This is a genomic window from Rhizobium halophilum (assembly GCF_021648825.1).
Classification (GTDB): Bacteria; Pseudomonadota; Alphaproteobacteria; order Rhizobiales; family Rhizobiaceae; genus Neorhizobium; species Neorhizobium halophilum.
In genome coordinates this window covers 15698-38999 of the sequence record NZ_JAKJHS010000015.1, presented here as the reverse complement: position 1 = coordinate 38999, position 23302 = coordinate 15698, and the positions used below count along the sequence as shown (strand labels likewise).

At 59.1% G+C, this 23302-nt stretch carries 17 protein-coding genes and 2 pseudogenes; 7 read left to right on the top strand and 12 right to left on the bottom strand.

Going from position 1 to position 23302, the window contains the following annotated elements; all coding sequences use genetic code 11:
* Positions 1-79: 79 nt before the first annotated feature.
* Together dinB and LXM96_RS19620 are read right to left on the bottom strand one after the other, a co-directional pair.
* Positions 80-1180 carry a DNA polymerase IV gene (gene dinB, locus LXM96_RS19625; protein WP_240000254.1) on the bottom strand — a complete coding sequence of 367 codons (1101 nt, stop codon included), beginning with the start codon at positions 1178-1180 and terminating at the stop codon, positions 80-82.
* Entirely contained in the window at positions 1180-3249 is a 2070-nt protein-coding gene (locus LXM96_RS19620) for an ATP-dependent helicase (RefSeq protein ID WP_240000253.1), read from the bottom strand. Before LXM96_RS19620 ends, dinB begins: the two co-directional genes overlap by 1 nt.
* A gap of 912 nt (positions 3250-4161) precedes the next feature.
* On the opposite strand from LXM96_RS19620, the gene LXM96_RS19615 reads away from it, so the two are divergent.
* The gene (locus LXM96_RS19615; RefSeq protein ID WP_240000252.1) at positions 4162-4818 is read left to right on the top strand and encodes a transcriptional regulator; all 657 of its coding nucleotides are present in this window, start codon (positions 4162-4164) and stop codon (positions 4816-4818) included.
* Positions 4819-5563: 745 nt separating this feature from the next.
* Complete coding sequence (locus tag LXM96_RS19610; protein WP_240000251.1) at positions 5564-6541, top strand: quinone oxidoreductase family protein; 978 nt, start codon at positions 5564-5566, stop codon at positions 6539-6541.
* A gap of 638 nt (positions 6542-7179) precedes the next feature.
* On the opposite strand, the gene LXM96_RS19605 is transcribed toward LXM96_RS19610, so the two are convergent.
* The 5 genes from LXM96_RS19605 to LXM96_RS19585 all read right to left on the bottom strand — a co-directional run bounded on the left by LXM96_RS19605 (position 7180) and on the right by LXM96_RS19585 (position 12392).
* A complete protein-coding gene (locus LXM96_RS19605; protein WP_240000250.1) occupies positions 7180-8031 on the bottom strand; it encodes a hydroxymethylglutaryl-CoA lyase in 852 nt (283 codons plus the stop codon).
* Between the two features lie 4 nt (positions 8032-8035).
* Positions 8036-9346: a TRAP transporter large permease gene (locus tag LXM96_RS19600; RefSeq protein WP_240000249.1), complete on the bottom strand. Its 1311-nt coding sequence runs from the start codon at positions 9344-9346 to the stop codon at positions 8036-8038.
* Positions 9346-9882, bottom strand: coding sequence for a TRAP transporter small permease subunit (locus LXM96_RS19595; RefSeq protein ID WP_240000248.1), 537 nt, complete (start codon positions 9880-9882; stop codon positions 9346-9348). The genes LXM96_RS19600 and LXM96_RS19595 overlap by 1 nt, the downstream gene beginning before the upstream one ends.
* 59 nt (positions 9883-9941) lie before the next feature.
* Positions 9942-10991 carry a TRAP transporter substrate-binding protein DctP gene (gene dctP, locus LXM96_RS19590; RefSeq protein WP_240000247.1) on the bottom strand — a complete coding sequence of 350 codons (1050 nt, stop codon included), beginning with the start codon at positions 10989-10991 and terminating at the stop codon, positions 9942-9944.
* A gap of 66 nt (positions 10992-11057) precedes the next feature.
* Entirely contained in the window at positions 11058-12392 is a 1335-nt protein-coding gene (locus LXM96_RS19585) for a hydroxymethylglutaryl-CoA reductase, degradative (protein ID WP_394802006.1), read from the bottom strand.
* A gap of 150 nt (positions 12393-12542) precedes the next feature.
* Here LXM96_RS19585 and LXM96_RS19580 point away from each other — a divergent pair, with 150 nt between their 5' ends.
* Both LXM96_RS19580 and LXM96_RS19575 read left to right on the top strand, forming a co-directional pair.
* Entirely contained in the window at positions 12543-13925 is a 1383-nt protein-coding gene (locus LXM96_RS19580; RefSeq protein WP_240000245.1) for an aminotransferase-like domain-containing protein, read from the top strand.
* Between the two features lie 274 nt (positions 13926-14199).
* Entirely contained in the window at positions 14200-14877 is a 678-nt protein-coding gene (locus LXM96_RS19575) for an ion transporter (protein ID WP_317208280.1), read from the top strand.
* Positions 14878-16066: 1189 nt separating this feature from the next.
* Here the strand turns inward: LXM96_RS19575 and LXM96_RS21925 are convergent.
* Positions 16067-16393, bottom strand: coding sequence for an IS66 family transposase (locus LXM96_RS21925; RefSeq protein WP_394802005.1), 327 nt, complete (start codon positions 16391-16393; stop codon positions 16067-16069).
* Positions 16394-16733: 340 nt separating this feature from the next.
* Here LXM96_RS21925 and LXM96_RS19560 point away from each other — a divergent pair, with 340 nt between their 5' ends.
* Together LXM96_RS19560 and LXM96_RS19555 are read left to right on the top strand one after the other, a co-directional pair.
* Entirely contained in the window at positions 16734-18002 is a 1269-nt protein-coding gene (locus LXM96_RS19560; RefSeq protein ID WP_240000244.1) for a DUF2254 family protein, read from the top strand.
* Between the two features lie 92 nt (positions 18003-18094).
* Positions 18095-18278: pseudogene (locus tag LXM96_RS19555) on the top strand (integrase); the annotation flags it as partial.
* 200 nt (positions 18279-18478) lie between these two features.
* Here the strand turns inward: LXM96_RS19555 and LXM96_RS19550 are convergent.
* The 4 genes and pseudogenes from LXM96_RS19550 to LXM96_RS19535 form a co-directional block, all read right to left on the bottom strand.
* Positions 18479-18847: pseudogene (locus tag LXM96_RS19550) on the bottom strand (ATP-binding protein); the annotation flags it as partial.
* Positions 18848-19128: 281 nt separating this feature from the next.
* A complete protein-coding gene (locus tag LXM96_RS19545) occupies positions 19129-20157 on the bottom strand; it encodes a patatin-like phospholipase family protein (protein ID WP_240000243.1) in 1029 nt (342 codons plus the stop codon).
* 408 nt (positions 20158-20565) lie between these two features.
* A complete protein-coding gene (locus LXM96_RS19540) occupies positions 20566-21906 on the bottom strand; it encodes an NAD(P)/FAD-dependent oxidoreductase (protein WP_240000242.1) in 1341 nt (446 codons plus the stop codon).
* A 106-nt stretch (positions 21907-22012) separates the two neighbouring features.
* Complete coding sequence (locus tag LXM96_RS19535; RefSeq protein ID WP_240000241.1) at positions 22013-22357, bottom strand: hypothetical protein; 345 nt, start codon at positions 22355-22357, stop codon at positions 22013-22015.
* 706 nt (positions 22358-23063) lie between these two features.
* Here LXM96_RS19535 and LXM96_RS19530 point away from each other — a divergent pair.
* A complete protein-coding gene (locus LXM96_RS19530; RefSeq protein WP_240000240.1) occupies positions 23064-23291 on the top strand; it encodes a hypothetical protein in 228 nt (75 codons plus the stop codon).
* Positions 23292-23302: the final 11 nt, after the last annotated feature.

Below are 23302 nucleotides of genomic sequence, written 5' to 3'. Positions count from 1 at the left end.
ATAGGAGCGAGCTTTGTAAGCCGCTTCGGTCAGAGCCCTGCGTGGACCCTTCAAGTTGTAGGGTGGGTCCGGGCTTCCGTCATGCCAGCTCCAGAGACAACCGACTGCTTCCAGTTTGGTTTGGTGCAGACAACGACGATAGCGTAAGGCCGAGCAGGCGGACACCGTTTCTGGTTGGAAACTCTGCCTCAAGGATGCTGCGGCAGATCTCCCGCATCTCGTCCGCCGAACCGATGAGCGCGACTGTGGAGCGGCTGCGGGTCACCTGCTTGAAGTCTGCATACTTGATCTTGACCGTCACCGTTCGCCCACGGTTGCCGTTGCCTTCGCAGTAGCGCCACACCTTGTCGACCAGCGGCTCCATATTCTCTAGCGCCTCTTCAAGCCGGTAGATGTCCTGCCGAAACGTGTCCTCCGCCCCCACCGACTTGCGGATCCGGTCGGGCTTGACCTGACGATTGTCGATGGCCCTGGCAACCCCATAGAAGTAGGGGCCAGACTTGCCGAAGTGCTGCTGGAGGAAGGCCAGGGACTTTGCCTTGAGATCGGCACCCGTGTCGATCCCAAGCCGGTGCATCTTCTGTGCGGTTGCCGGCCCGACACCATGGAACTTCTTGACGGGCAGCGCCTCCACAAAGGGTGGCCCGTTCCTGGGGGTGATGACGAACATTCCGTTCGGCATGCGCTGGTCACTCGCCATCTTGGCCAGGAATTTGTTGTAGGAAACGCCCGCCGATGCGGTGAGGCCAGTTACGTCCCTGATCCTTGCGCGGATCTCATCGGCAATCTGGGTGGCGAACTGCATCCCTTTCAGGTTTTCGGTCACATCGAGATAGGCCTCGTCCAGCGACAGCGGCTCGACAAGGGGCGTGTAGTCGGTGAAGATCTGCCGGATCTGCTGCGAGATCGCCTTGTAGACCTCAAACCGCGGCTTGACGAAGATCAGGTCCGGGCACTTTCGCTTGGCTGTCACCGATGCCATGGCCGAATGGACGCCGAACTTCCGCGCCTCGTAGCTGGCGGCCGCCACGACCCCTCGGGCTTCGCCGCCGCCAACTGCGACGGGCTTACCCCGCAGATGAGGGTTGTCGCGCTGCTCGACTGATGCGTAGAACGCGTCCATGTCAACATGGATGATCTTGCGGATGGGTTCCCGCTGACCGACGTTGACGCTCGTCATCAATTCCACATCGAACGCATTCTTGCGCCGACGTCGATCCGCGCCTGCCTTGTGTTTCGCTCCGCTGCAGCAGCGCTCACGTGCGGCCACGTGATGATCTCGAAGAACTGCAGGAGCGTCGCTGGAATGAAACGGGTGCGGGAAGCATAGACGTGACGATCGCCCTGGCTGTTCTGGCCGCCGGTGAAGAAGCGCTGTGGGGTAAGAAGGGTGAGGCTGTCGCGTGCCCGGGTCATGCCGACATAAAGAAGGCGCCGTTCCTCTTCGATTTCAGCGGTGGTGCCAGTGGCAAGATCCGACGGGATGCAGCCGTCGACGCAGTTGAGCATGAAGACAGATCGCCATTCCTGCCCCTTGGCCGAATGGATGGTCGACAGGATCAGGTAGTCCTCATCCAACAGCGGCACGCCCGCTTGGTCGCTGGTGGCGTCGGGCGGATCGAATGTCAGTTCAGTGAGAAATCTCTCGCGGCTGGGATAGCCGCTCGCGATCTGCTCGAGCTGCAGCAGGTCTCCCTTGCGGGCATCGGCGTCCTCGTGGATCCGGTCAAGATGCGGCTCATACCAGTTGCGCGCCAGCGCCATCTCGCCCGGCCATCCCCCATCCGCCTTGCGAAGCGTCGACAGGAGCGTCACGAGGAGAGGCCAGTCCTCGCCGCTCTTGGGCGGGGGAGGGATCTCGGCCAGCGACTGGAGCGGCTCCGGGTCGGCGGCCACCGTGTCGAGGATCTTTCCTGCCGTTTGCGGACCGACGCCTGGGAGCATCTGCAGCAGCCGGAACCCTGCAACGCGATCGCGCGGGTTCTGGGCGAACCGTAGAACCGCAAGCAGGTCCTTCACATGCGCAGTGTCGAGAAACTTAAGACCTCCGAACTTGACGAAGGGAATGTTGCGGCGCGTGAGCTCCACTTCCAGATTGCCGCTATGGCTGGAGGCGCGAAACAACACCGCCTGGCTTTTCAGGGGAATGCCGACCTCCCGGTTCGCCAGCACCTGCTCAACGATGTAGTTTGCCTGGTCGCCCTCGACCTTCACCGTAACCAGCAGGGGACGCTGCTCGGAATGCCGATCGGTCCAAAGGTTCTTCGTGTAGCGTTCACGGGCAAGATCAATGACGCCGTTTGCTGCCGCCAGGATTGGCTGGGTAGACCGATAGTTCCTGTCCAGCATCACGACATCCGCCGGCTTCGGCGAGAACTCCTCCGGGAAATCGAGGATATTGCGGATGGTTGCTGCGCGGAAGGAATAGATTGACTGGGCGTCATCGCCGACCACGGTCAACCCACGCCCCCCCGGCTTCAACGAGAACAGGATCGAAGCCTGCAGCCGGTTGGTGTCTTGATACTCGTCAACGAGGATGTGGTCGAAGCGGCTTCCGACATCATCGGCAAGGTCCGGATCCGACACCATCTGCGCCCAGTAAAGCAGGAGGTCGTCGTAGTCGAGTATGTTCTGGGCCTGCTTGGCATCGACATAGCCCGCAAACAGCTCCTTGAGCTGCTTCTCCCAGTCGATGGCCCAGGGATAGGAAGACTTCAGGACGTCTCCAATGGAGCTTTCCGCATTCACGACGCGCGAGTAAATGGCAAGGCAGGTGCCTTTCGTCGGAAAGCGGCTTTCCATCTTGGAAAGTCCGCGCTCGTGGCGGACAAGGTTCATCAGGTCAGCGGAATCTTCCCTGTCGTGGATACTGAAGTCGACGGCAAGGCCGATCTGCTCCGCATACATCCGCAGAAGCCTTGCGCCGATGCCGTGGAAGGTTCCTGCCCAGGCAAGGGCATCCGTCATGACCGCGGCGTTCTCCCCAAGCACCTGGCGGCAGATGCGCTGCACACGGCGGCTCATTTCACCGGCTGCCCGGCGAGAGAACGCCATCAGCAGGATACGGCGGGGATCGGCGCCATTAACGATGAGATGTGCCACGCGGTGAGCCAGTGTATTGGTCTTGCCCGAGCCTGCGCCGGCAATGATCAGGAGAGGACCGCCAGCCGTACCATCTGGCCCCCCGACGCCATGTAGAACCGCCTCCCTCTGCCGGTCGTTGAGCTTGTCGAGATAGGCGGTTTTCATGGAGGCTGTCCTATCCTTGGGATTATGCACTCAGCATCAGGTCGAACGAAGCGAGAACATATCTCGACAGTGAGCAGCTGAAAAGTCTGAAATCTGTCCAAGGCATGCATAAAGGAGTGACAACTTCCCTGCCCCTGCCTGCCCATCCTGGTGTGCTGGTAGGCAACAGCGAGTCGATGTGCTCTTGGCGGGAGAGTGCTGCCGTGCACGCAGCGATCAACTTTTATCCTGACATTGATGGAGTGCGACGGGGGGGCTCGTGGTCCATGCGCTGCACTGTTAGAACTGGGAAGCTTCTGCCGCCTTCCTGGCACCCAATTGCCCAGCGCCGTAGACGGTGGGCGCCGGTGCGATGTCCCTGGTCATCAAAAGTGCCAGGCCGCTCCGCCAACCCGAAACGGGTCGTGCCGGTGGCTGGAAAACTCGCACCTTTAGAGACTGAGGGAAAGCTGACAGATTAGCCTTTGCGATCTCGACCGCATTCATGGAAGGATGCCGATGTCTGCTCGATATCTGCAAGGCGGCGCAGTAACGAGTCAATTCGAGCGTCACTGGTAAGAACTGGCTCGAACGCACGATGGTCTCTAAGCTTGGCTCGCACCATGTCACTCGATGCTACAATTGTTCGTCTGCCCGGCGTAGCGTTTATGCTCTCCTCCATGCACTCGAGAGCCTAACCCGCTACCATTGCTGATGTTCCGATCCCCGCATTTCTGAGATCTGCACGCAAGGCAAGCGCGGCTGGTGTCTACACCTGGTGATCCAGACCTGCACTGCGGCATCCAGCCGAGAAACCTGCCAAGGGCGCGCAAAAAAGGTTGGAAGCAATAACTTTGCGGGCTATGTGCAAGACCTGCCGCGATGCTTCGAGATAACCGGCATTCCACCATACAAGATTCGGGGCTTTCTAGCATGAAGAAGAATCAACGCAATTTTGCAGTTGAGTACAAGAACGGTCGGCGCAGAGCCGGCTCTAATACGAACTCGATTTGGGGCGACGTTGATCTCCGACAGGTTGCAAAAGAGGTTCAGATCCAGCGGGACTTGCCTGTGGTTTTGCCCGCACAAGAAACGGGTGCAGGCGTGACCGCAGTTGCTGCAGTCGAAACCGGTGATCCCATGTTGACACCAGTTGAATCGTCGCAGAATAGTTCTTCGTCTTATCTTAAGGAGAGCCGAATGAACGATGAAATTGACTCCACCGCGGATAGCGCGACAGCGCCGGCAGTTGCTGCGCCTGAAACGGGACCGAAAGCGCGTAAACCACGAGGTCGGAAATCAGCAACACAGATCGCCTCCAGCGATGCCACAAATAATGAAACTGCGGAAAAGCCGAAGCGGGGGCGCAAACCCAAGGCGGCCGGAACCTCAGCAGCCGGCTCAAGACAGCCTCGTGGCAGACGTGCAGCTGTTGCGCCTCAGCCAGCAACGAGCGAGCCGACAAGCACAACTGACGATTTTTCAGATCTCCTGCAGCTTGAGGAAGAAAACCGGGCACTGCGCAAGCAGCTTGCTGAGAAGCTTCGTGCCGAGAATGCCGAGCTGAAAAAGCGCCTTAACTTGAACTGAGGCGCCGCGGACAGTTCACCGGCGATTAGAGGAAGCGGTCGCTTCCCCGGTCGATATTCCTGAGATCGCTCGTGTAACATCGAAGACGAGGTCAAAGAACATGGCATCGCCATGGAAACGGCTCACACAGTGGGTTTCAGCCCGACGTTCGTCCAGAGAAGACGAGGTTCGACACGATAATGATTCTGCCGATGTAGAGGCTGCTGCCGATCTGGCACCTCGTCTTGACGAGGAGAATAGATTTCGCGCCAGCGAAAAACCGGCAGGCGAGGTGGTTCGCATCGGACCTGGCGGGTCCGTTGCAGTCAACCAATCGAACCTGGATTCGACAGACACGAGCCCGGTACAAAGCCCAGGCCAGAGACGCCGCGCCCGAAACGGGCCGGCACTTTCCAGCGCAGTAAATGGTGGCGAGCCTTCAGCCGGTGAGACTTCGGACTCGGTCACAAAAGACACAAGAGCGGTACGGGCAAAGGCCAACCGCCCCGCCCATGAAACCAGGCAAATGGTGCAGCCTGCAAGCCGGAACGCTGACGTCGTTGAAGCCTTGGTACTGGACGAGGAAATTCGTGTTCTACGTGCGGAGCTGGCTCAGAAGCTGAAGCGTCAAAATCAGCATCTGAAGCAAATGCTGGGACGGTATCAACGGGGGATCTGACCCGCCCCGCCGCCGGCGACGAGCTTACCATCTGTCACATGGCACCTCCGGCTGTGTATCAGATCGTATCATGGGAGGACATTCAGCATGACGACCAACCGTCTTGTCGAACTGGACGATTTCGGGGGGCCGGAGGTCCTAAAAATTGTGGAGCGCGACATCGCGCCACCCGCTGCGGGCGAAGTGCAGATCCGCCACAAGGCTATCGGCTTCAACTTCATCGACATCTATCAGCGCAAGGGCCTATACTCACTGCCGCTGCCCACCAGTCTCGGCTTCGAGGCTGCTGGCGTCGTGGATGCCGTCGGCCCGGATGTCTCTGAACACGAAGTCGGCGAGCGCGTTGCTTATATGAACGCCGGCGTCGGGGCTTATTCGGAGCGGCGCAATGTTGCGGCCGACAAGTTGGTTCGGCTTCCCGACAACGTCAGCGACGAAATGGCCGCGACGTTGCTGTTCAAAGGCATGACCGCCCAGTATCTGCTGCGCAGGACGCACAAGGTCGAAGCCGGCGACATGCTCCTCGTCCATTCCGCAGCCGGCGGTGTCGGCCAGATCCTGACGCGATGGGCGACCGCGCTAGGAGCGACGGTTTTCGGCACGACTGGCTCGCCAGAAAAGCGCGAGACAGCGCTCGCCGCCGGATGCGAGGAGGTGATCGACCTCAATGACCCGCAATGGCCGGAAACTTTTCTCGCATTGTCCGGGACAAAGGCCCGTGTCGTCTACGACGCCATCGGCAAGGACACGCTGTTGCGCTCGCTGGATTGCGCTGCTCCGTTCGGACTCGTCGTGAACTACGGGGCGTCCTCAGGCAAGGCGCCTGCGGTGGATCCAGACTTGTTGAACACGAAGGGATGCCTATTCCTAACGCGGCCCTCGGTGTTTCCCCACAACGCTGATCCGGCGACCTTTCGAGCGAATGCAGCCGACCTCTTCGACGCCATCGCGAAAGGCCATGTGAAGGCGGATCTCGGGGCTCGTTTCAGGCTCGACGATATCGCAGAGGTTCACCGCGCCGCTGAGGCGCGCCGAGTCAAGGGGACGATCCTCATCACTCCTTGACGCGAGCAGTCCCTACATTCTGCCGCGTTCGACGGGTAGACGCGCAGGACAGAGCAAGCAAGGGGCGCAGCCGGGCAGGAGGGCGAAGTCGGCTATGACGTAAGCAAGCAGGGCGCCTCGAAAGGTGCGGTGAGGAAGTGGGTCAAGAATGTCCGCAACAGCCGCGAGAAGGTCGAGGCTGATCTGGAGACGAAGACCAGATCAGGAGCGTCCTTTCGGCTCGAGACTGTGAGCCCCGACATTGCGAACCGCCGGGAAGATCGCCTGCATGCGGAACCAACGCTGACAGCTCCCCCGCAGCATTTCTTTGCCAAGCCAGAACGTTGGAGTTCCGGATGTTTGGAAGAAAAGCCGGATTTGCTTGGAGATCCACCGTGACCGGCCCCTACTGTTGACGTTACATCCCTGGCGAGCACTTGGCCTTAGGTGGATGTCCCCGTGCTTCGTCTTCCAATTTTATAGGTCGGCGCACGGTAAGAGGTAACCTTGCGTCGTCGGCCAATGTGCACAGCGACAAAGGTAACCTCTCAGCTTGAGCAGGCGAGATCTGTGCCAATCCTCTTGGGGAAGCTAGCACAGCCAATATCTGCGGATGCTCAAGTGCGATAGAAGCTACAGGCTGCCAATCTTGAGACACTTCAAGAGCGCAGATGATGCGCCAGTCGTTCAGCGATCCGCAATTGGTCCGCATCGAGCCCGGTGTGGTAGCCAAGTCGCTCCAATTGCGCATGTACCTTCCGAGTGTCGACGTTGCCTTTCGCACCAGGCGCAAAGGGGCACCCACCAAGGCCGGCAATGGCGCTGTCGAAGACGCGAATGCCCTTATCCAGACTCACTGCGATATTGGCTTCCGCCTGACCATTTGTGTCGTGGTAGTGGCCGGCCAGCTGCGACGCAGATGCAACATCGAGGACCGCGTCGAGCATGGTTGCGATCTGCCCGGCCTGTCCTCTTCCAAGCGTATCGCCAAGGCTCACCTCGTAGCAGCCGAGCGCCAGCAGATCCTTCGTAACCCGAGCGACTGCGTCAGGCGCGACCGCTCCTTCATAAGGGCATTCAACAATACAAGACACATAGCCGCGTACAGGAACGCCGGCTTTGCGGGCCGCCTCCGTCAAAGGTCCAAAACGCTCACGGCTTTCAGCGATGGAGCAATTGATGTTCTTCTTGCTGAAGCTTTCTGAGGCTGAGGCGAAGACGGCAACCTCATCGGCTTCGGCCTCCAGAGCCGCTTCCAAACCCTTGAGGTTTGGTGTCAGCACTGAATAGATGACACCGGCTTTGCGGGAGATGCGCTGCATGACCTCTCTTGCGTCCGCCATCTGCGGCACCCAACGGGACGACACGAAGCTCGTGGTCTCAATGCGTGCGAAGCCGCAGGCGCTGAGCTGGTTGACCAGCGCTACCTTGTCTTTCGTCGGCACGAAACCGGGCTCGTTCTGCAGACCGTCTCTTGGACCCACCTCGACGATGGTAACGCTATGGCTCATCCCGTCACCGCATCAGTTCTGGAAGCCAGGTAACGAGATCGGGCAGAGCCACGCAAATCATCAGACCGACCATCTGCAGCAGAAAGAAGGGTAGGATGCCTCGATAAACGGTCGCCATGCGCACGTCTGGCGGAAGCGTTCCTTTGATGTAGAAGAGCGTATAGCCGAATGGCGGGCTGATATAGCCCATCTGGATGGTCAGCGCGAAGAGCACGCCAAACCAGATCTGGTCGAAGCCATAGAACTGAATCACAGGCAGGAAAACCGGAACGGTCAGCAGGATGATCCCGATCTCATCAAGAACCGTTCCCAGGAAGATCAGGATCAGCATCATCAAGGCGAGGATGACGTAAGGGTTAGCATCAAGACCTTCGAGCAGTTGGAACAGCGTGTCGGCACCACCCAGGCCCGTGAAGATTGCAACATACGCCTTGGCGCCGAGCGTGATCCACAGGATCATGCCGCTGGTTCTCGCGGTACCACGTGCGCTTTCCCAAAGGGCCGCGCGGGTCAGATTGCCGCGCAGCAGCGAGGCAAGTGCCGCGCCAAGTACCCCGACAGCGGCGGCTTCGGTGGGGGTCGCAACGCCGAAGAAAATCGATCCAAGCACCATGACGATGATCATCGACGGCAGGATCAGCGTCTTGAGCGAGGCGAACTTCTCGCTCCACGTTGCGCGGGGCAGGTCGGCCGTGGCCGGAACCAGTTCTGGTTTCAAGAGTCCGACGACGATGATATAGCCGATATAAAGCAGGCCAAGCATCACGCCAGGCACGATGCCGGCAATGAGCATCTTGCCGATCGAAACCTGGGCGGTCACAGAATATACGATTGTCAGAACGGAAGGCGGAATGAGAATGCCGAGCGTTCCCGAGGCGCAGATGGTCCCGGTGGCAAGCTTGGGATCATAGCCACGCTTGAGCATCTCTGGCAGCGCCAGGATACCCATCGCTGTGACCGCCGCCCCGACGACGCCTGTCATCGCCGCCATGACAAGGCAGATCACCACGGTCCCGATTGCCAAGCCGCCGCGCACGCGCCCAAACCATAGCTCCATGGCAACGTAAAGGTCGCGGATGACGTCGGAACGCTGGAGCAGCAGCGCCATGAAGATATAAAGAGGAATTCCGAGCAATGCCTCTGAGTGCATCGTGTCGAAGATCTGCAGCACGAGCACGACGAGGGCTTTGGCGTCCCAGAAAAGCACGGTGAAAAGCACCGAGAGACCGCCCAGGACGAAAGCGACCGGCAGACCCGTCAGCAGAAAGAGGGTTAGGCCGCCGAACATGGTGATCAGAATTTCAGTCGATGACATCAGACGATAACCTCAGGTTCGTGAGGTTCACCGGTTGCTGCAGCTGGCTCCAGCAGGATGCGTAGCCATTCGGCCACCGCCTGAAGACCAAGCAGCAACAGAGCGACCGGGATGAAGAGCTTCACCGGCCAGATCGGTGGGTTCCATGAGGAATAAGAAGTCTCGCCATAGTCCCATGATTGCAAAGCGAACGGCACGGCATAGATCAGCAGGATCACGCAAAAGGCGATGATCACCGGGTAGTTGATTAACTCCAGCACGCGCCGGGTCTTGGATCCTACCGCGTGCTGAACAAGATCCAGACTGACATGCCCTCGTTCATGCAACAGATATGGCCCCGTCAGCAGGAAGTAGGGGCCAAAGATCAGAGTCGCCAACTCCATGGCCCAGGAGGACGGTGCGTTGAAGACATAGCGCGAGACCACCGCCAACAGCATGGCCGGCACAATCACGAACATCGCCAGGCTGGAGAGCTTGAAGATGACACGATTGAGGGTGGTGACGCCGTCGTAGAAGATCTGGACAAGCTTTGGCATGGGTGATCGATCTAATGCATATGAGCGGGTGCGCCAAATGCGGCGCACCCGCAATGGGATTATGTGAGCAGGCCAAGCTCTTTCATCTGCTCGATCTGGCTATCCAGGATCTTGTTCGCGAGCACGTCGTCCTTAGCCGCGCTTCGCCATGCCTCGACAGCTTTAGAGCGGTTTTGCGTCACGTCGGCCTCATCCAGCTCAATAACCTCCACACCCTGCTCCTTGAAGGCAGCAAGTGCGCTTTGGTCAGTCTTGGTCTTGTTCTCTTGATATTCATCCGAGATCTCCTTTGCAGCGGTTGCAAGGGCTTCTCGGAACTCCTCCGGGAGCGCATCAAAGGCCGCTTTGTTGGCAACATAGGATGTCGCCGTTGTCGGCTGATGGACGCCGGGCAGGATGATGTATTTGGCGACCTCGCCAAGACCGGCATCAAGATTGGCCTGCAAGTCGCCGCGGTCGGCAATGTCGATCAAGCCCTTGTCGAGGCCGGAATAGACTTCGGCCGTCGGCAGGGGCGTCACAGTCACTCCGAACGCGCCCATGACCGTGGATGCAAGACCCGTGAAGCGCCCCTTCTTGCCGCTGAAATCGGCGATGGTGCGGATCTCCACCTTGGAGTGGATGGGCTCCTGGTCGTAGACGGTCGGAGCGATATAATGCAGACCGGCAGGAGCGTAGGATTCGCGTGCCATCTCGATACCGCCGCGCTCGTAGAACCAGGCCGCATAATCGTCTGCGGTCTTGTAGCCGAAGGGGATCGTGCTGGTGAAAGCATGGGCCGGAATCTTGCCAGCCGTATAGCCGTCAAAGGTCTTCATCATCTCGAAGGCGCCACCCCGTACGGCGTCGAATGACTGCGCCGGCGGAACGATTTGCCCCGCCGAGAAGAGTTTCAGCTCAAAGGCGCCGCCTGTCTTTTCCGCCACCTTCTTGACGAACATCTCTTCATATTTCTGCGGCGTGGTGCCACCGTCCCAGAGCGACTGAATGCGCCATGATATCTTGCTGCCTTGTGCAAGAGCTGGACTGGCCAGCTTGATCGCGGCGCTTGCCGCAACGCCACCCGCCGCAAGCTGAAACAACGAACGCCGTGTTATGTCGAATGTCATGTTTTCCTCCCTTTGAATATGCTTCCGCTCAGGTGAACGCTTCTTCTCAAAGCCGCAGATCTGCGGTCATGCCTCCTTAGCGCCCGTGGTTGGTTCGCCCTGACGCAGTTTCTCCAACAGATCCCGCGCCCGTTCCACCCGCACGTCATGGCTTTTCGCAAGCACGCGTGCCACAGCATCGATTTCCTCTCCCGACGCACCGGCGACGATAGCAATGTTGCGGGCGTGCAGCGCCATATGACCTCGCTGAATCCCTTCGGTTGCCAGTGCCCGGATGGCGGCCATGTTCTGGGCCAGGCCAAGGGCCGCACAAAGCTGCGCAAGTTCGCCTGCCGAGCTGATGTTGAGGATCTTCAGCGCCAGTCTCGCAAGCGGGTGCGTCTTGGTTGCGCCGCCCACGATGCCAACCGCCATCGGCAGTTCCAACGTGCCGACGAGACAGCCTCGCCGGTCCTTCTCCCAGGTGGTCAGCGAGGTGTAGTGACCTTTACGGGTTGCCCATACATGAGCTCCCGCTTCGATGGCCCGCCAATCATTTCCGGTGGCCACGATCAGGGGATCAATCCCATTCATGATACCCTTGTTGTGGGTCGCTGCACGATAGGGGTCGATCGCGGCGAACCGGTAAGCTTCCAACATGCGATCGATGACTTCTTCGCCGGTGAAGTCCTTGGTCGCGAGCGCCCTGGGCGTGATCTCTACACGCGCCCGCGCCAGGCGAAGATCCGCAAGGTTGGAAAGGATGCGTAGCCGCACAGAGCCCCCCGTCAGTTCCTCCACCAGGGGCGCCACTCGCTCTGCCATGGTGTTGACGGTATTGGCTCCCATCGCGTCACGGACATCGACGATCAGATGCATGACGGCGATGGCACCGCCCGGCGCTTCGGGAAAGACATGCACCTCCAGGTCTCGGCACCCGCCGCCAAGCTCCACCAACACTTTGTCGCAGGCATTGGCTGCGGCGATGATGCGCTCGCGTTTGGCAAGGAGCTTCAGTCGTGCGCCATAAGGATCCGAGACTCCAACGATCTGGACCTGCGCTCGCATCAGCGGCGCTGTCACCGATGTCTCAAACCCACCGCAGTCGCGCACGATCCGGGCCATGAAGGACGCTGCAGCAACAACCGAAGGCTCTTCCACGGCCATTGGGACGAGATAGTCGTGGCCGTTGACTATGAAATTGGCCGCGATTCCGAGCGGCAGCTCAAAGGTGCCGACAACATTCTCAATCATGCCGTCAGCAGTGGCAAGCGACAGGGCGCCAGGTGCCGAAAGCAAGGCAGCGTCTTGTGCAGACAGACCCGTGGCGTCCACAACTCTTTCCCACCGCTGAGCCGGTGTTAAGTTACGAAGTCCTTCGAGACGCGAATTGGCGACACCTGACTGCCGTTTCACTGAAATCCTCCCAGATTTTGTTTTCCAGCCGAAGTTCTTTGAAGCTTCGGCGCCTTTCACGCAGCCTTGCAATATTGTACCATGTTCGCAAGGTACAGTTAGAGGCACATCAGAGGTGACTGTACCTATGGACATTCGGGAACAGTGGGGCCTCCAATGCCGCTCAGAGACAGAAAGGCAGAGCAGATCGCAGAGCGCATCGCGTTATCGATCGACGAGGGCGGTCTGTCTAAGGGCGCACGTTTAAGCTCACTGCGCATGGCGGCGGCAAGCTTTGGTGTTTCAAAGAACACGGTGGTGGAGGCCTATGACAGACTGGTTGCGCGCGGTTATGTAGAGCCGCGACACGGCGCTGGTTATTATGTTGCCGCAAGGACGCACACGGTCGAAGATCCCGTAACTGCTCGCTTGGTGGAGGCGGTTGATATCGCAACGCTGCTGCGTGAGCAGTTGGAACACAATTTCGAAGTACGTCTGGGCGATGGGCGTCCGCCTGCAGAATGGGTGGAGGGCTCGGTACTGAAGAGCCACATCCGTAACATTGCCAGCGGGCAGCGGGGGCTATTTGAACATGCCTACGAGAGCCCGATCGGCTTTGAGCCCTTGCGCTCTACACTGGCGCGGATGCTGGCGGAGCGTTCGATTGCGGTGCGACCAGACAATATCGTCTTGACGCTGGGGGCAAATCACGCCTTTGACCTGATCATCCGGCAGTACTTGCGCGCGGGGGACGTGGTGCTCACCGACAGCCCGGGCTATTATCCGCTCTTCGCGAAGCTAAAGCTCGCCGGCGTTCACATGGTCGGCGTCAAACGTGGCAGCGAGGGGCCTGACCCGGACGATCTGGCGCAGAAGGCAAAAGCGAGTAGCGCTCGCTTCTTCTTCACCCAATCGCTTGCTCATAATCCGACCGGCGGTTCCCTGACGCTTGGCCGGGCGCATGATATCCTGCGCGTTGCCGAGGCCTTCCATTTCATGGTGGTGGAAGATGATGCTTTTGGTGATCTCATGCCCCCGGGCGCCGCACGCCTTGCTGCGCTCGATCAATTGCGGCGGGTAATCTATGTCGGTACCTTTGCCAAGATTTTGTCTGCCAGCTTACGCGTCGGCTATGTCGCGGCGGCGCCCGAGATCACTGCCAATTTGGTCAATATGAAAATGCTGACCATCGTCAACTCCTCCGGATATGTGGAGCGCATCGTTCACGCCGTCCTTAATGATGGGCACTACCGCCATCATCTCAGGCGTCTCAGTGCGCGTGTTCGCGACGCACAGACGAAGGCGGTGTCGATTCTGCAAAAACTGTCCCTGCGGCCACAGATAGAAGACACGCAAGGATATTACATGTGGGTCGGGCTACCCGACGGTTTGGACGACATCGAGGTTACCCGCCGCGCCTCGCGCGAGAGCATTTTCCTTGCGCCAGGCTCTGTCTTTGAGGTGGACGGCGCGCGGCTTCCGAAAAAGCACCTGCGGCTCAATATCGCCTATGTTTCTGATCCTCGTTTCCACGATTTCGTTCGTCGAGAACTTGCCTAGAGCAGGAAGAAAGTTCTGCCGGGATCATGACTTTAAATCATGTCTTGGATAAGAGGTAATCCTCCGCGCTTCTCCAGCGAGATCATGACCCGAGCGGAGGCCCCCAACACCCATCGAACTTTAGGCGGCACATACACAATTGCCGGGTCCGGCTATTCTGCTCCTGAGCCCCGGAATGTTCAACATTCAACGAGGAAGCAGTTTGACCATTGACGAGCTGGCCGTCACGTGATGGAGGGCTTGTCCTACTCGTGTTCCAGGGAAGTTTACCTCAATGCGTCAGAGACTCGCAACAGTCCTCACCTCCCGCCTTTGGGAGCAAGTGATCATCACCATCATCGTGGTAAATGCTGTGGTGCTTGGGTTGATGACCTACCCCGGCATGATGTCTCTCTATGGTCCCGCCCTGCACCTCCTTGACATGGCCATACTGGCCATCTTCGTGGCCGAACTGGTGCTGCGGATCTACGCTTTTGGTCTCCGCTTCTTCCGTGACCCCTGGAGCCTTTTTGACTTTGCTGTGGTGGCCATCGCTGTCATTCCGGCGACTGGTCCCTTCCAAGTGCTGCGGGCCCTTCGGATCCTGCGCGTGTTGCGCCTGGTCTCGACAATGCCGGCACTGCGGCGCGTGGTGGGGGGACTTGTCTCCGCCCTTCCCGGGATGAGCTCCATCTTGGTTCTCATGGCCATGCTCTTTTACGTGTCCGCTGTCATGGCTACAAATCTCTTCGGGCAGAGCTTTCCCGATTGGTTTGGGAGCCTGACTTCGTCGCTCTACACACTCTTCCAGGTCATGACGCTGGAAAGCTGGTCCATGGGCATCGTCCGACCAGTGATGGAGGTTTACCCGCAGGCATGGGCATTCTTTGTGCCGTTCATTTTGCTCTCCACCTACGCGGTCTTGAACCTCTTCATCGGTGTGATCGTCTCCGCAATGCAAGAGGACTACTAAGCATCTGCATCTGCTGACCGGCAAACGCTGCATGATGATACCACTGCAGTGCTCGACGAGGTGCGAGCCCTTCGGGGCGAAGTCGCTTCCTTGCGTCAGGAGCTAGTCCGCAAGTGAAAGTAACCCACGCTCCTAGCGGAGGCGCAGTCAGTGATGGGGCGACGCAGCCTCCTTGCGCCTGCGTCCCGCTCACCAAGGGATTTAAACTCACACCACAAGGATACGCAACTATCCTTCGATGGCTTGGGTATCGCTCTGGGAGTAGCACCTGGTGCTGCGTTCGGCGCTGCAGTCCTCGACACTACAGGTATAGTCCGACATAGTACAGCGATCGGCGCGGCCTTGGGAGCTGCTTTGAAGAAGTGATAAGCTCGCGATGCTTCCAGTGGTCAGGTCAATTGTAGACCTGTAGGCGCTCCGGTACGGTCTTCCGACAGGAGTACATAACATGTCAAATACCGATAGCTCCCTCCCTGTCACCATCCGTTCCGATGACCAAGGGCACTGGGTCGAGTGGATCGCCGACAACAAGACCAGATCGCTTGGGCCCTACCAGAATCGGGAGATCGCGGAAAAACCGAGGGCTGCCAAAGAGCAAGAGCTAGCCGTGAACCAAGGCCGATCTATCTCCTGATAGGGAGGTAGATGCCCGTGTGCGCCGCTTGTGGGCCATGAGCGCTACGCCTGCGCTCGAGGGTGGCAACGGTGAAGGGGTGCGTTTGAACTTCTTGTCGTTCAGCGGCGTTTGGCGAGCTGCAGTAGGCCCTCACCTCCACACGCGGCACGTAGATATTGTCCGGTGCGCGATAGGTGTGATACCAGTCGGTGCACCACTGCACATGTCGGCAGGATATAGCTTGTGCGGGACGAGGTTGATTGGCAATCGCTCCGCCGATGATAATTGCACCTGCCCCAAAATGCAGCCAGTGGATACCAGAAGCCGTCCCTGTAACGGCGATAGCCGCGGCGCTGCTCTCTCGATCCTCGGGTGCCCAGGATTCGCCGCCGCGGTCGTCGCGGTTGCGATCGAAGCGAGGAGGGTTCCGATCATCACCTCGGAATCTTGCTCCACAGCGGACTTCTGCTGTGCCCCCCGTGGACGGCCTTACCACAGCGCCTGCAGGAACCATGGAAGTAGCGAGCATCATAGCGCTCATTGGCCCGGCGGTCAGTGTCGTTCCAAGTCTCTTCATTCTGATTTTCCTTTTCGAATGTTCGCGTGCCGCAAAGAGACGTGTTTGAGATTGAGGGCTACAGGCCCGATGGGCCGTTCGACGCTGTTGTTGTCAATCTGGGTGGGGCCATCGGTCAGAAAGAGCTTCAGACCCGTCCATAAATTTGACGACGTATGCCAAACCTTCGCCAATGGGAGACTTTGTCGCGACATGGGCACGGTGAGGGCGAGCAAGGTGTGGAAGCCGGCGACCAGCGGCGTGCAGCCTCGCTGCCGTCCGGCGAGGAGAACCTCTGGATGGGTGGCGCATCGGTCTCGATCCGAGCACGCCGTGGAGCTCATCCCGCGACGTCCATCGCACAGTTTGATAGCTTAAAGGAGTAGCGGGCGTGGGAGGGAAGCCATCCTTTCGGCCTCCTAGGATTATTGGGTATCTGCTTTTTTATCGGATCTATCAATGACGGGCTTCACCTTGGAAGGCGCCACCGGCGTACGACATCCAGCGACCAGCAGTAGCGAAAACATTAAGTTGCCGATGGGGAAATCTCCCTTAAATAGAACCCACGGTTGTCCGAGCAGCGGGCGTCTTTTTTCAGACCATGCCAGGCGACACTATGCGGCAGCGACGGATACTCGGTGGCCGGATCACAGGCCGGAGAAGGCGTTAGGGAGGCACGTATAGATGGCAGGCTCGGCGCGTCACGCATTCTGGTCAAATTTCTGGGCGCTGCCCTCGTTGATGATTTCAGGCGCGCTCCTTGTTACGGCGGGATTGCTGATTCTTGATAGGCAAGGAGCGTCAGCCTGGGTCGGGGACTGGGGCTGGCCATTGTCCATGCCAGGTAAGACTGCGTTGGAGCTGGCGAGTGGCCTTGTTACGTTACATTCGGCATTCGCCACCCTCTATTTTTCCATCACTCTTTTGGTTCTAACGCTGGCCTCGAGTAATCTCGGCGTGCGGTTGATCGACCGCTGGATCGGGGACCAGAAGATACGTTTCACGCTCGGGCTCCTGCTGGCGCTGCTTTCCAGCGCACTAATCGTGCTGTTTTCCGTCGATTCCGAGGGGCCGCCTGAGCGTGTTCCGCGGCTCACTCTGACAGTACTCACTGTTGCGTCGATCCTGGGTCTGGCATGGATGACAAGGGCGCTGAACCATCTTGGACGCACAGTGCACGTCGACACCTCCATCGCCCAACTGGGCCGCAACGCGACCCGGAGCCTCAGTCGCGATCGACGTGCGGACCCGCCCCACTTGGATTTAAAAGGCGGCGTTTCGATCCGTGCGGCTGAAACCGGCTATATTGACGAGATCAAGTGCGACAAAATCTTGGAAGAAGCCTGCGCCCGGGGCGCCGTTGTATGTCTTGCCCGCGGGACTGGAGACTTCATGATGGAAGGGGAGGAAATTGGCACGGTGGTCGGTGACGCCGATTCGGCTTGGGTGACGCCACACATCCTAGCCGCATCCTATCGCAACGACACGCGCGGGCCCGTTTTCGAAGCCAATCTGCTAGTCGAAGTTGCAAGCCGCGCGCTGTCGCCTGCGGTAAACGATTTCTACACGGCTCTCGCCTGTTGTGACAGGCTCGCCAGCTTGTTCGCGGTGGCCTTGAATACCTCTCACATTCCCCAGTGGCTCACGGACAAGAACGGGATGCCTCGGCTCGAATTGCCGACCGAGAAGGTGACTCAGTTCATGGATGGCCCGATGAAGGCATTTCGGCAGACGGCCGCTCCGTATCCCACCGTGATCATTCACATGATCAAGCTAATCGCGCGCTTGCCATGCTCCAGCGAAAGCGAGAGGGAAGTTGTCGACTTTCTCTGGATCCACACGCAAGCCATGGCGGAACACGGAGCCTCTCAAGCTCAGACAGATCTGGATCGTGCCGATATCCGCGCGGCTCTGGAGACTGTGCGGCGTCGCTTCTGGCCAGCTGAACCCTGATCCGGCACGCAGCAGCGCCGCAAGATGCCTTCGGTTTGAAGGTTGTCTGCGTATAGCATGCGGCCTCACCGGGGGCTCCATGCATTCCTGAGCTGCGTCGTGAAGATTACGGCACACTCTCTTCGGCGCACGAGGGCTGCGATAATCTACAAGGCGACAGGCAATCTTCGTGCAATCGAAATCCTGCTCGGACACACCAAGATTGAGAACACCCTCAAGTACCTGGGGGTCGACATAGAGGATGCGCCGGAGTTGGCGGAGCATACTGAGAGTTAAAGAATGCGTGGCTCGCGGCGAGCGGGGCCGTGCCTCGGCAGACGCATCTATGCGACCGCAAAGCAGACGTCGCTGGCGGCGAGGTCACGTCGCTTGTGAGCCAGAGCCGCCACACGGTTCTGGCTGCTGGGCATTTGAACATGGCGGTCAGATTGATACTTTCTGTACCCTTTGATCCAATAGATGGCGCGTCCTTGGCGGGTAAGCAGACGAACGCCGAGTTCGTGCAGGAGATCGATCACGGTACCCCGAACTTCTTCGTCGTCCTCAGCCACAAGGATGGTCTCTGTTCCGCCCCTCACGGGTCCTACCTTGATATTTGCCGAAGGATCTTCCGCCTGTGCCGAACGTGGAAGGTACAGGCGCACGGAGGTTCCATGACCAAGCTCGCTGTAGATCTTGACGTGTCCGCCCGACTGCTTGACGAAGCCGTAGACCATGGAAAGCCCGAGCCCCGTACCTTTACCGCGGACTTGGTTGAGTAGAACGGCTAGAATACCTTTTTCAGAACCTCCGGGGACATTTCGGATCCCGTGTCTGTAACACAGATCATTGTACTGGCCGGCCCGAGCGTGGCGATTGCGATGCGATGTACATTCGGGGCCAGATTGATTGCCATGAGGAGACCCTGGCAATCCGCAAGAAGTATGCCCGCAACGCCGACCGCCCGCGGGGCTTCGATTGTCGGCGTCACCGGTATCCAAAGCCACCGAGCGGTGCTCAAGGGCATCAAGAAGCATGATCGGGTAAGACTTCGCCACAGCTCTTGGTGAGCCAGAACAGCAACGGGCGCAGACCAAAGACGTGCCCGCTGCGCACGTGAGGGCGAGCTCCACGAAGACAAGCGATCCTAACTCAGGCGCTTCAGTTCGTAACCCTGCAAACGGTAGACCGAACGATCTTCCGTCAGGTCGAAATCCGCCCGTGCGGCGAGGACCTTCTCGGTCTCTGCTTTCCCTGCCGACCAACGTCGTCGAACCGATTGCGCGGAGAATTCGAAGAATTTGCCGCCGATCTCTTGGTCATTTCCGTTATAGCAAAGATGCACGATCGCTGCCTTTGCCGATGAATCTGATGGCGCCGAACGTGTCACCGCTCGCAAGGCATGTCGGCTCTGTGACGCGAAGACCAGATCCTGCGCCCGTTTCACGGCATCATCGAGAGAGTCTGGTACCTTCCCACGAGCCGTTATGAGGTCGAGCGCAAGGCAAAGCACATTGTCTGCATCGTTAGACGTAAACAGTGGCACTATCGGAAGATTGGCGGAGACGCCGGCATCGACACAGACACGTTCATCGACCCTGACGGGTGGGAATGCAATAGGGAAGGCTGCGCTTGCCATCACATGATCGATCTCTATCCCGCCCGCATGGCTGTCAAAGATGACGTCCTCGCCTGTTTCCACGTCGACAGCCGTAACAAGCAGTCGCACGGGCCCGCCCGAAAGACGACCGAAATCCACTAGTTCACATAGCGTCTTGCGCAGCGGTGAGGTATCGAAGAGGTGTGCCGAAGAGCGGGTGCCCGGCAAAAGCGGCAGCAGGCTCGGTAGGGTGCGGCGAAAGAGGCCGCTCCGCCCGTAGGCGAGCGTCTGCAACAATGAAAGCCATTCCCCCATACGACCCGTTAAGAAGCTGCCAGGAGGAAGCACAGTCTCGTACTGCGCCGCCCGGTCCCAAAATTGGCGCAGCCGGGTCACGCGATCTTCGGGCGCATTGCCGGCAATCAGAGCACCCATGATCGCGCCTATCGAAGCCCCTGCGATGCGCGTAGGTGTCGCTCCCGCAGCCGCCAGCGCCTCATAGGCGCCGGCATGGTAAGCACCGAGGGCATTGCCTCCGGAAAGGCAGAGCCAGATTTCCCGTTCCCTTTCAACCAACGGCGGTTCCTTTCTCGCTGCACACAGCGGGTCGATCTCACGAGCGAGACGGCCCAGAAAAATTGATCCATGCACGACCGGGCTCTTCGATTTCATCACCCAGGACGGATATTCCAGTCAGACCTGTTGCTTTCCCGCGAAAGGCCGCGGCTGCGCCGCCGAGCTCCTCCATCGAAACCTTATCAACTTCGGCGGGCGCCGCGAGGGGAGGTGACGCATCATCGTCTGGTCCTCTCTCTGTGGTCTGTACCGGCTCACCAGATGGGGACCTAGTTGCTCGAACTCTCTCCGACGCTGCCAAGTAGCCGGCCTCAAAAGCTTCACGGGTCCGTGCCGCGTCTCGATTGCATCGAGCGACATGACCCAGGCTCTCCCACCATTCCTTCCACGCCTTTACCATCCGCATCACTACCTCCTGATAAGCGCATTAGTTTGCGCGACCTCTTTCTGATCGCCTATCGAGGCCGCATTCTCATCGATGATCCTTGCGCCGCGCTGCCGAGTAAGGTAGCGCCAGATCCATTGAGTGCTCACCAGCACGCGCTTTTCAAAATTAATGAGCAAGTATACGTGGACGACCGCCCAGAGAAGCCAGGCAAACCGGCCCTTCAGTGTCCACCTGCCGAAATCAAACACGGCCGCGTGTCGGCCGATCACCGCAGTATTTCCTCGGTTCCTGAAACGGAAGGGCTTTGAAGCCCGTGTCGGGTCGCCTAACAGTCGGCCCAGATACTGGCCTTGTTGCTTCGCGACCTGCGCCAGTGCCGGAAGAGGTTTCCCGTCTGTATCAACGGCCATCGCGGTATCGCCGATGGCGTAGATCTTGCTGAGGCCAACCACCTGCAGGTGGCTGTCGACGGGGATGCGGCCTCCTGGTGGCTCCTTTATGCCCAGCCACGTGAAGGCGGGCGATGCCTTCACGCCCGCACCCCAAACAATGCAGCCAGCTTCGATGTGCTCGTCTCCAACCGTGACGCGACCTTCTTCAACCGCCGACACCCCTTGGCTCAGTCTGACTTCGACACCAATCTTCTGGAGATACTCGCAAGCATAGCTGCTGAGATGTTCGGGGAAGGAGGCGAGTATCCGCGGGCCCGCCTCAAGAAGGATCACGCGCATCTGGCTAGGTGCTAACGCTCGATAGTCTCGGCTGATCATGTAGCGGCCAAGCTCGGAGATAGCCCCCGCCATCTCAACGCCGGTCGGTCCACCTCCAATTACAATGCTGGTCAGCAGCGCCTGCTTTTGCAGGCTGCTCCGTGAGAGCTCCGCCTTCTCGAAAGCCAATAGGAGCCGTTGCCTGATCTGCCGGGCCTCGTGGATGGACTTCAGACCTGGAGCATGACTCTGCCAGTCGTCGTGGCCAAAGTAATTGTACTGCGAGCCGGTAGCGATCACGAGGTCGTCGTACGCAACTTCGCCGCCATCTGTAAGCGCAACACGCTTGGTGTCGCGATCGATACCACCGACCTCGGCCATCAGAACACGGATGTTGCGGTAACGTCCCAAACTGCGCCGGATCGGCTCGGAAATATCAGCGGGCGAGAGCGCGGCTGTCGCAACCTGGTAAAGGAGAGGCTGGAACAGGTTGTGGTTGCGGCGGTCGATCACGGTGACGTGGACATCGGAGTTGCCCAGTTCTCGGGCACAAGCCAACCCTCCGAACCCGCCCCCAATGATAACCACATGCCGATGTGACTTCTCTCCGCCTGCACCGATGAACCGCAGCGACTCGGTCTCGCCGCTCATTATATGCATTCCTCGCAAGTAACAGGCTCGGCCGGGCGGCGGCCTGGTGCACGCTGTTCAGTTTCGCGACGAGCGGTGTTCACGGCGTGCCTTAGTGGAGCGAGCATCAACGCAATAGCACCCCGATCAGAATTGCGGCGCCTATCACGACGACAGCGATTAGCGGAAGAAGAGCTGGAAGGCTTGGTCTGCGTTCGAGAACCCCTCCGGGGGACGAGCCCATCGCCACATCAAAGTTCCGGGATTTCAAGCGAGATCCCTGTGTGCTCTGCGTGTCGGTGGCAGTGGCGATCTGCTCGGGCGACAGCGGCACGCCGCCAGCCTCGGAATCCGTCTCCAGCGGTGCCATGGCCGGATCGAAGCCAGGCCTCTTGTCTCCAGTTAACCCTTGTTGAATGTCACCTCTGATCTGCGCTGGGTTCAGCGTCGGGTCGTGTGATCGGCTTGGCATGATCTGGTCTCCTCAACAGGCCAACCGCTGGAAAGGGTCCATGTTCCTTAGGCCGAGCCGCCTTGACAGGACTGTCCGCCAGCGTACGTTACGTAAAAGGCTCTCCGCATGCGATACATTCGGTAGCGGTGGTCAATACCGCCCCCACAAATCCAGACGAGCCTGGCTGATCGGCCAGCGGATGCAGGAGACACCATGAAGGTTACGTCACCGTCAAACCAGATTGACGGCTCCATACGGTGGGCAAAACTCAGGTTGGCGTCATGTTATGGAAGAACGGCGTGAAGATGATGAGGCCGATCTCGTCCTCGACGTTGGGAACACCCATCTCCGTTGTCGTCTCTCGCAAGGTTGCCGGAGTAGTTGGCTAAAGTCGCAGCGCCTCAAGAAAACACCCGCGAGTGAGAGGACGCCCAGTCTGGCCGGCTAACGCCTCCGCTTGCGCCGCCGCCAGATGCTCAGGATATGTGGCGAGCAGAGCCAAGGTGCGGACCGTAGCCATTCCGGCAGGGTCGAAAGCAAAGACGCGCGCAAGGTCTTCCGCCGGCAGCTTAGATTTCTTGTTCTTCCCGCACGTCGCCGACGGCCTTTCCGATCGGAGGTCGGCCACTGGCAGTGCTTGAGGTTGACCATTCACCATCGATCGCCGTCGGCGGGATATCGTTCTGAACACAGAGTTCACCTCGGGCTCGGCCGTTTGGGGCGAATGCGCATCACCTACGATATTGTCGAAGGTCTGTGGATGCGCTGTGGCCCGATCTTGTCACACCTCTACGACGGTGGCTTGCCTGACTGGGAGCCGCATCCGCACAAGAGGATAGTCGCCGCATTGAAGGCCCGCAAAGCAGCAGCAACCGATGACGCCATCAAGAAGATAACTGTTCGAGGTGGACAAGCGCTTCTTGCGTATGTGAAGGCGGACATGACGGATTGATGGAAGGATCA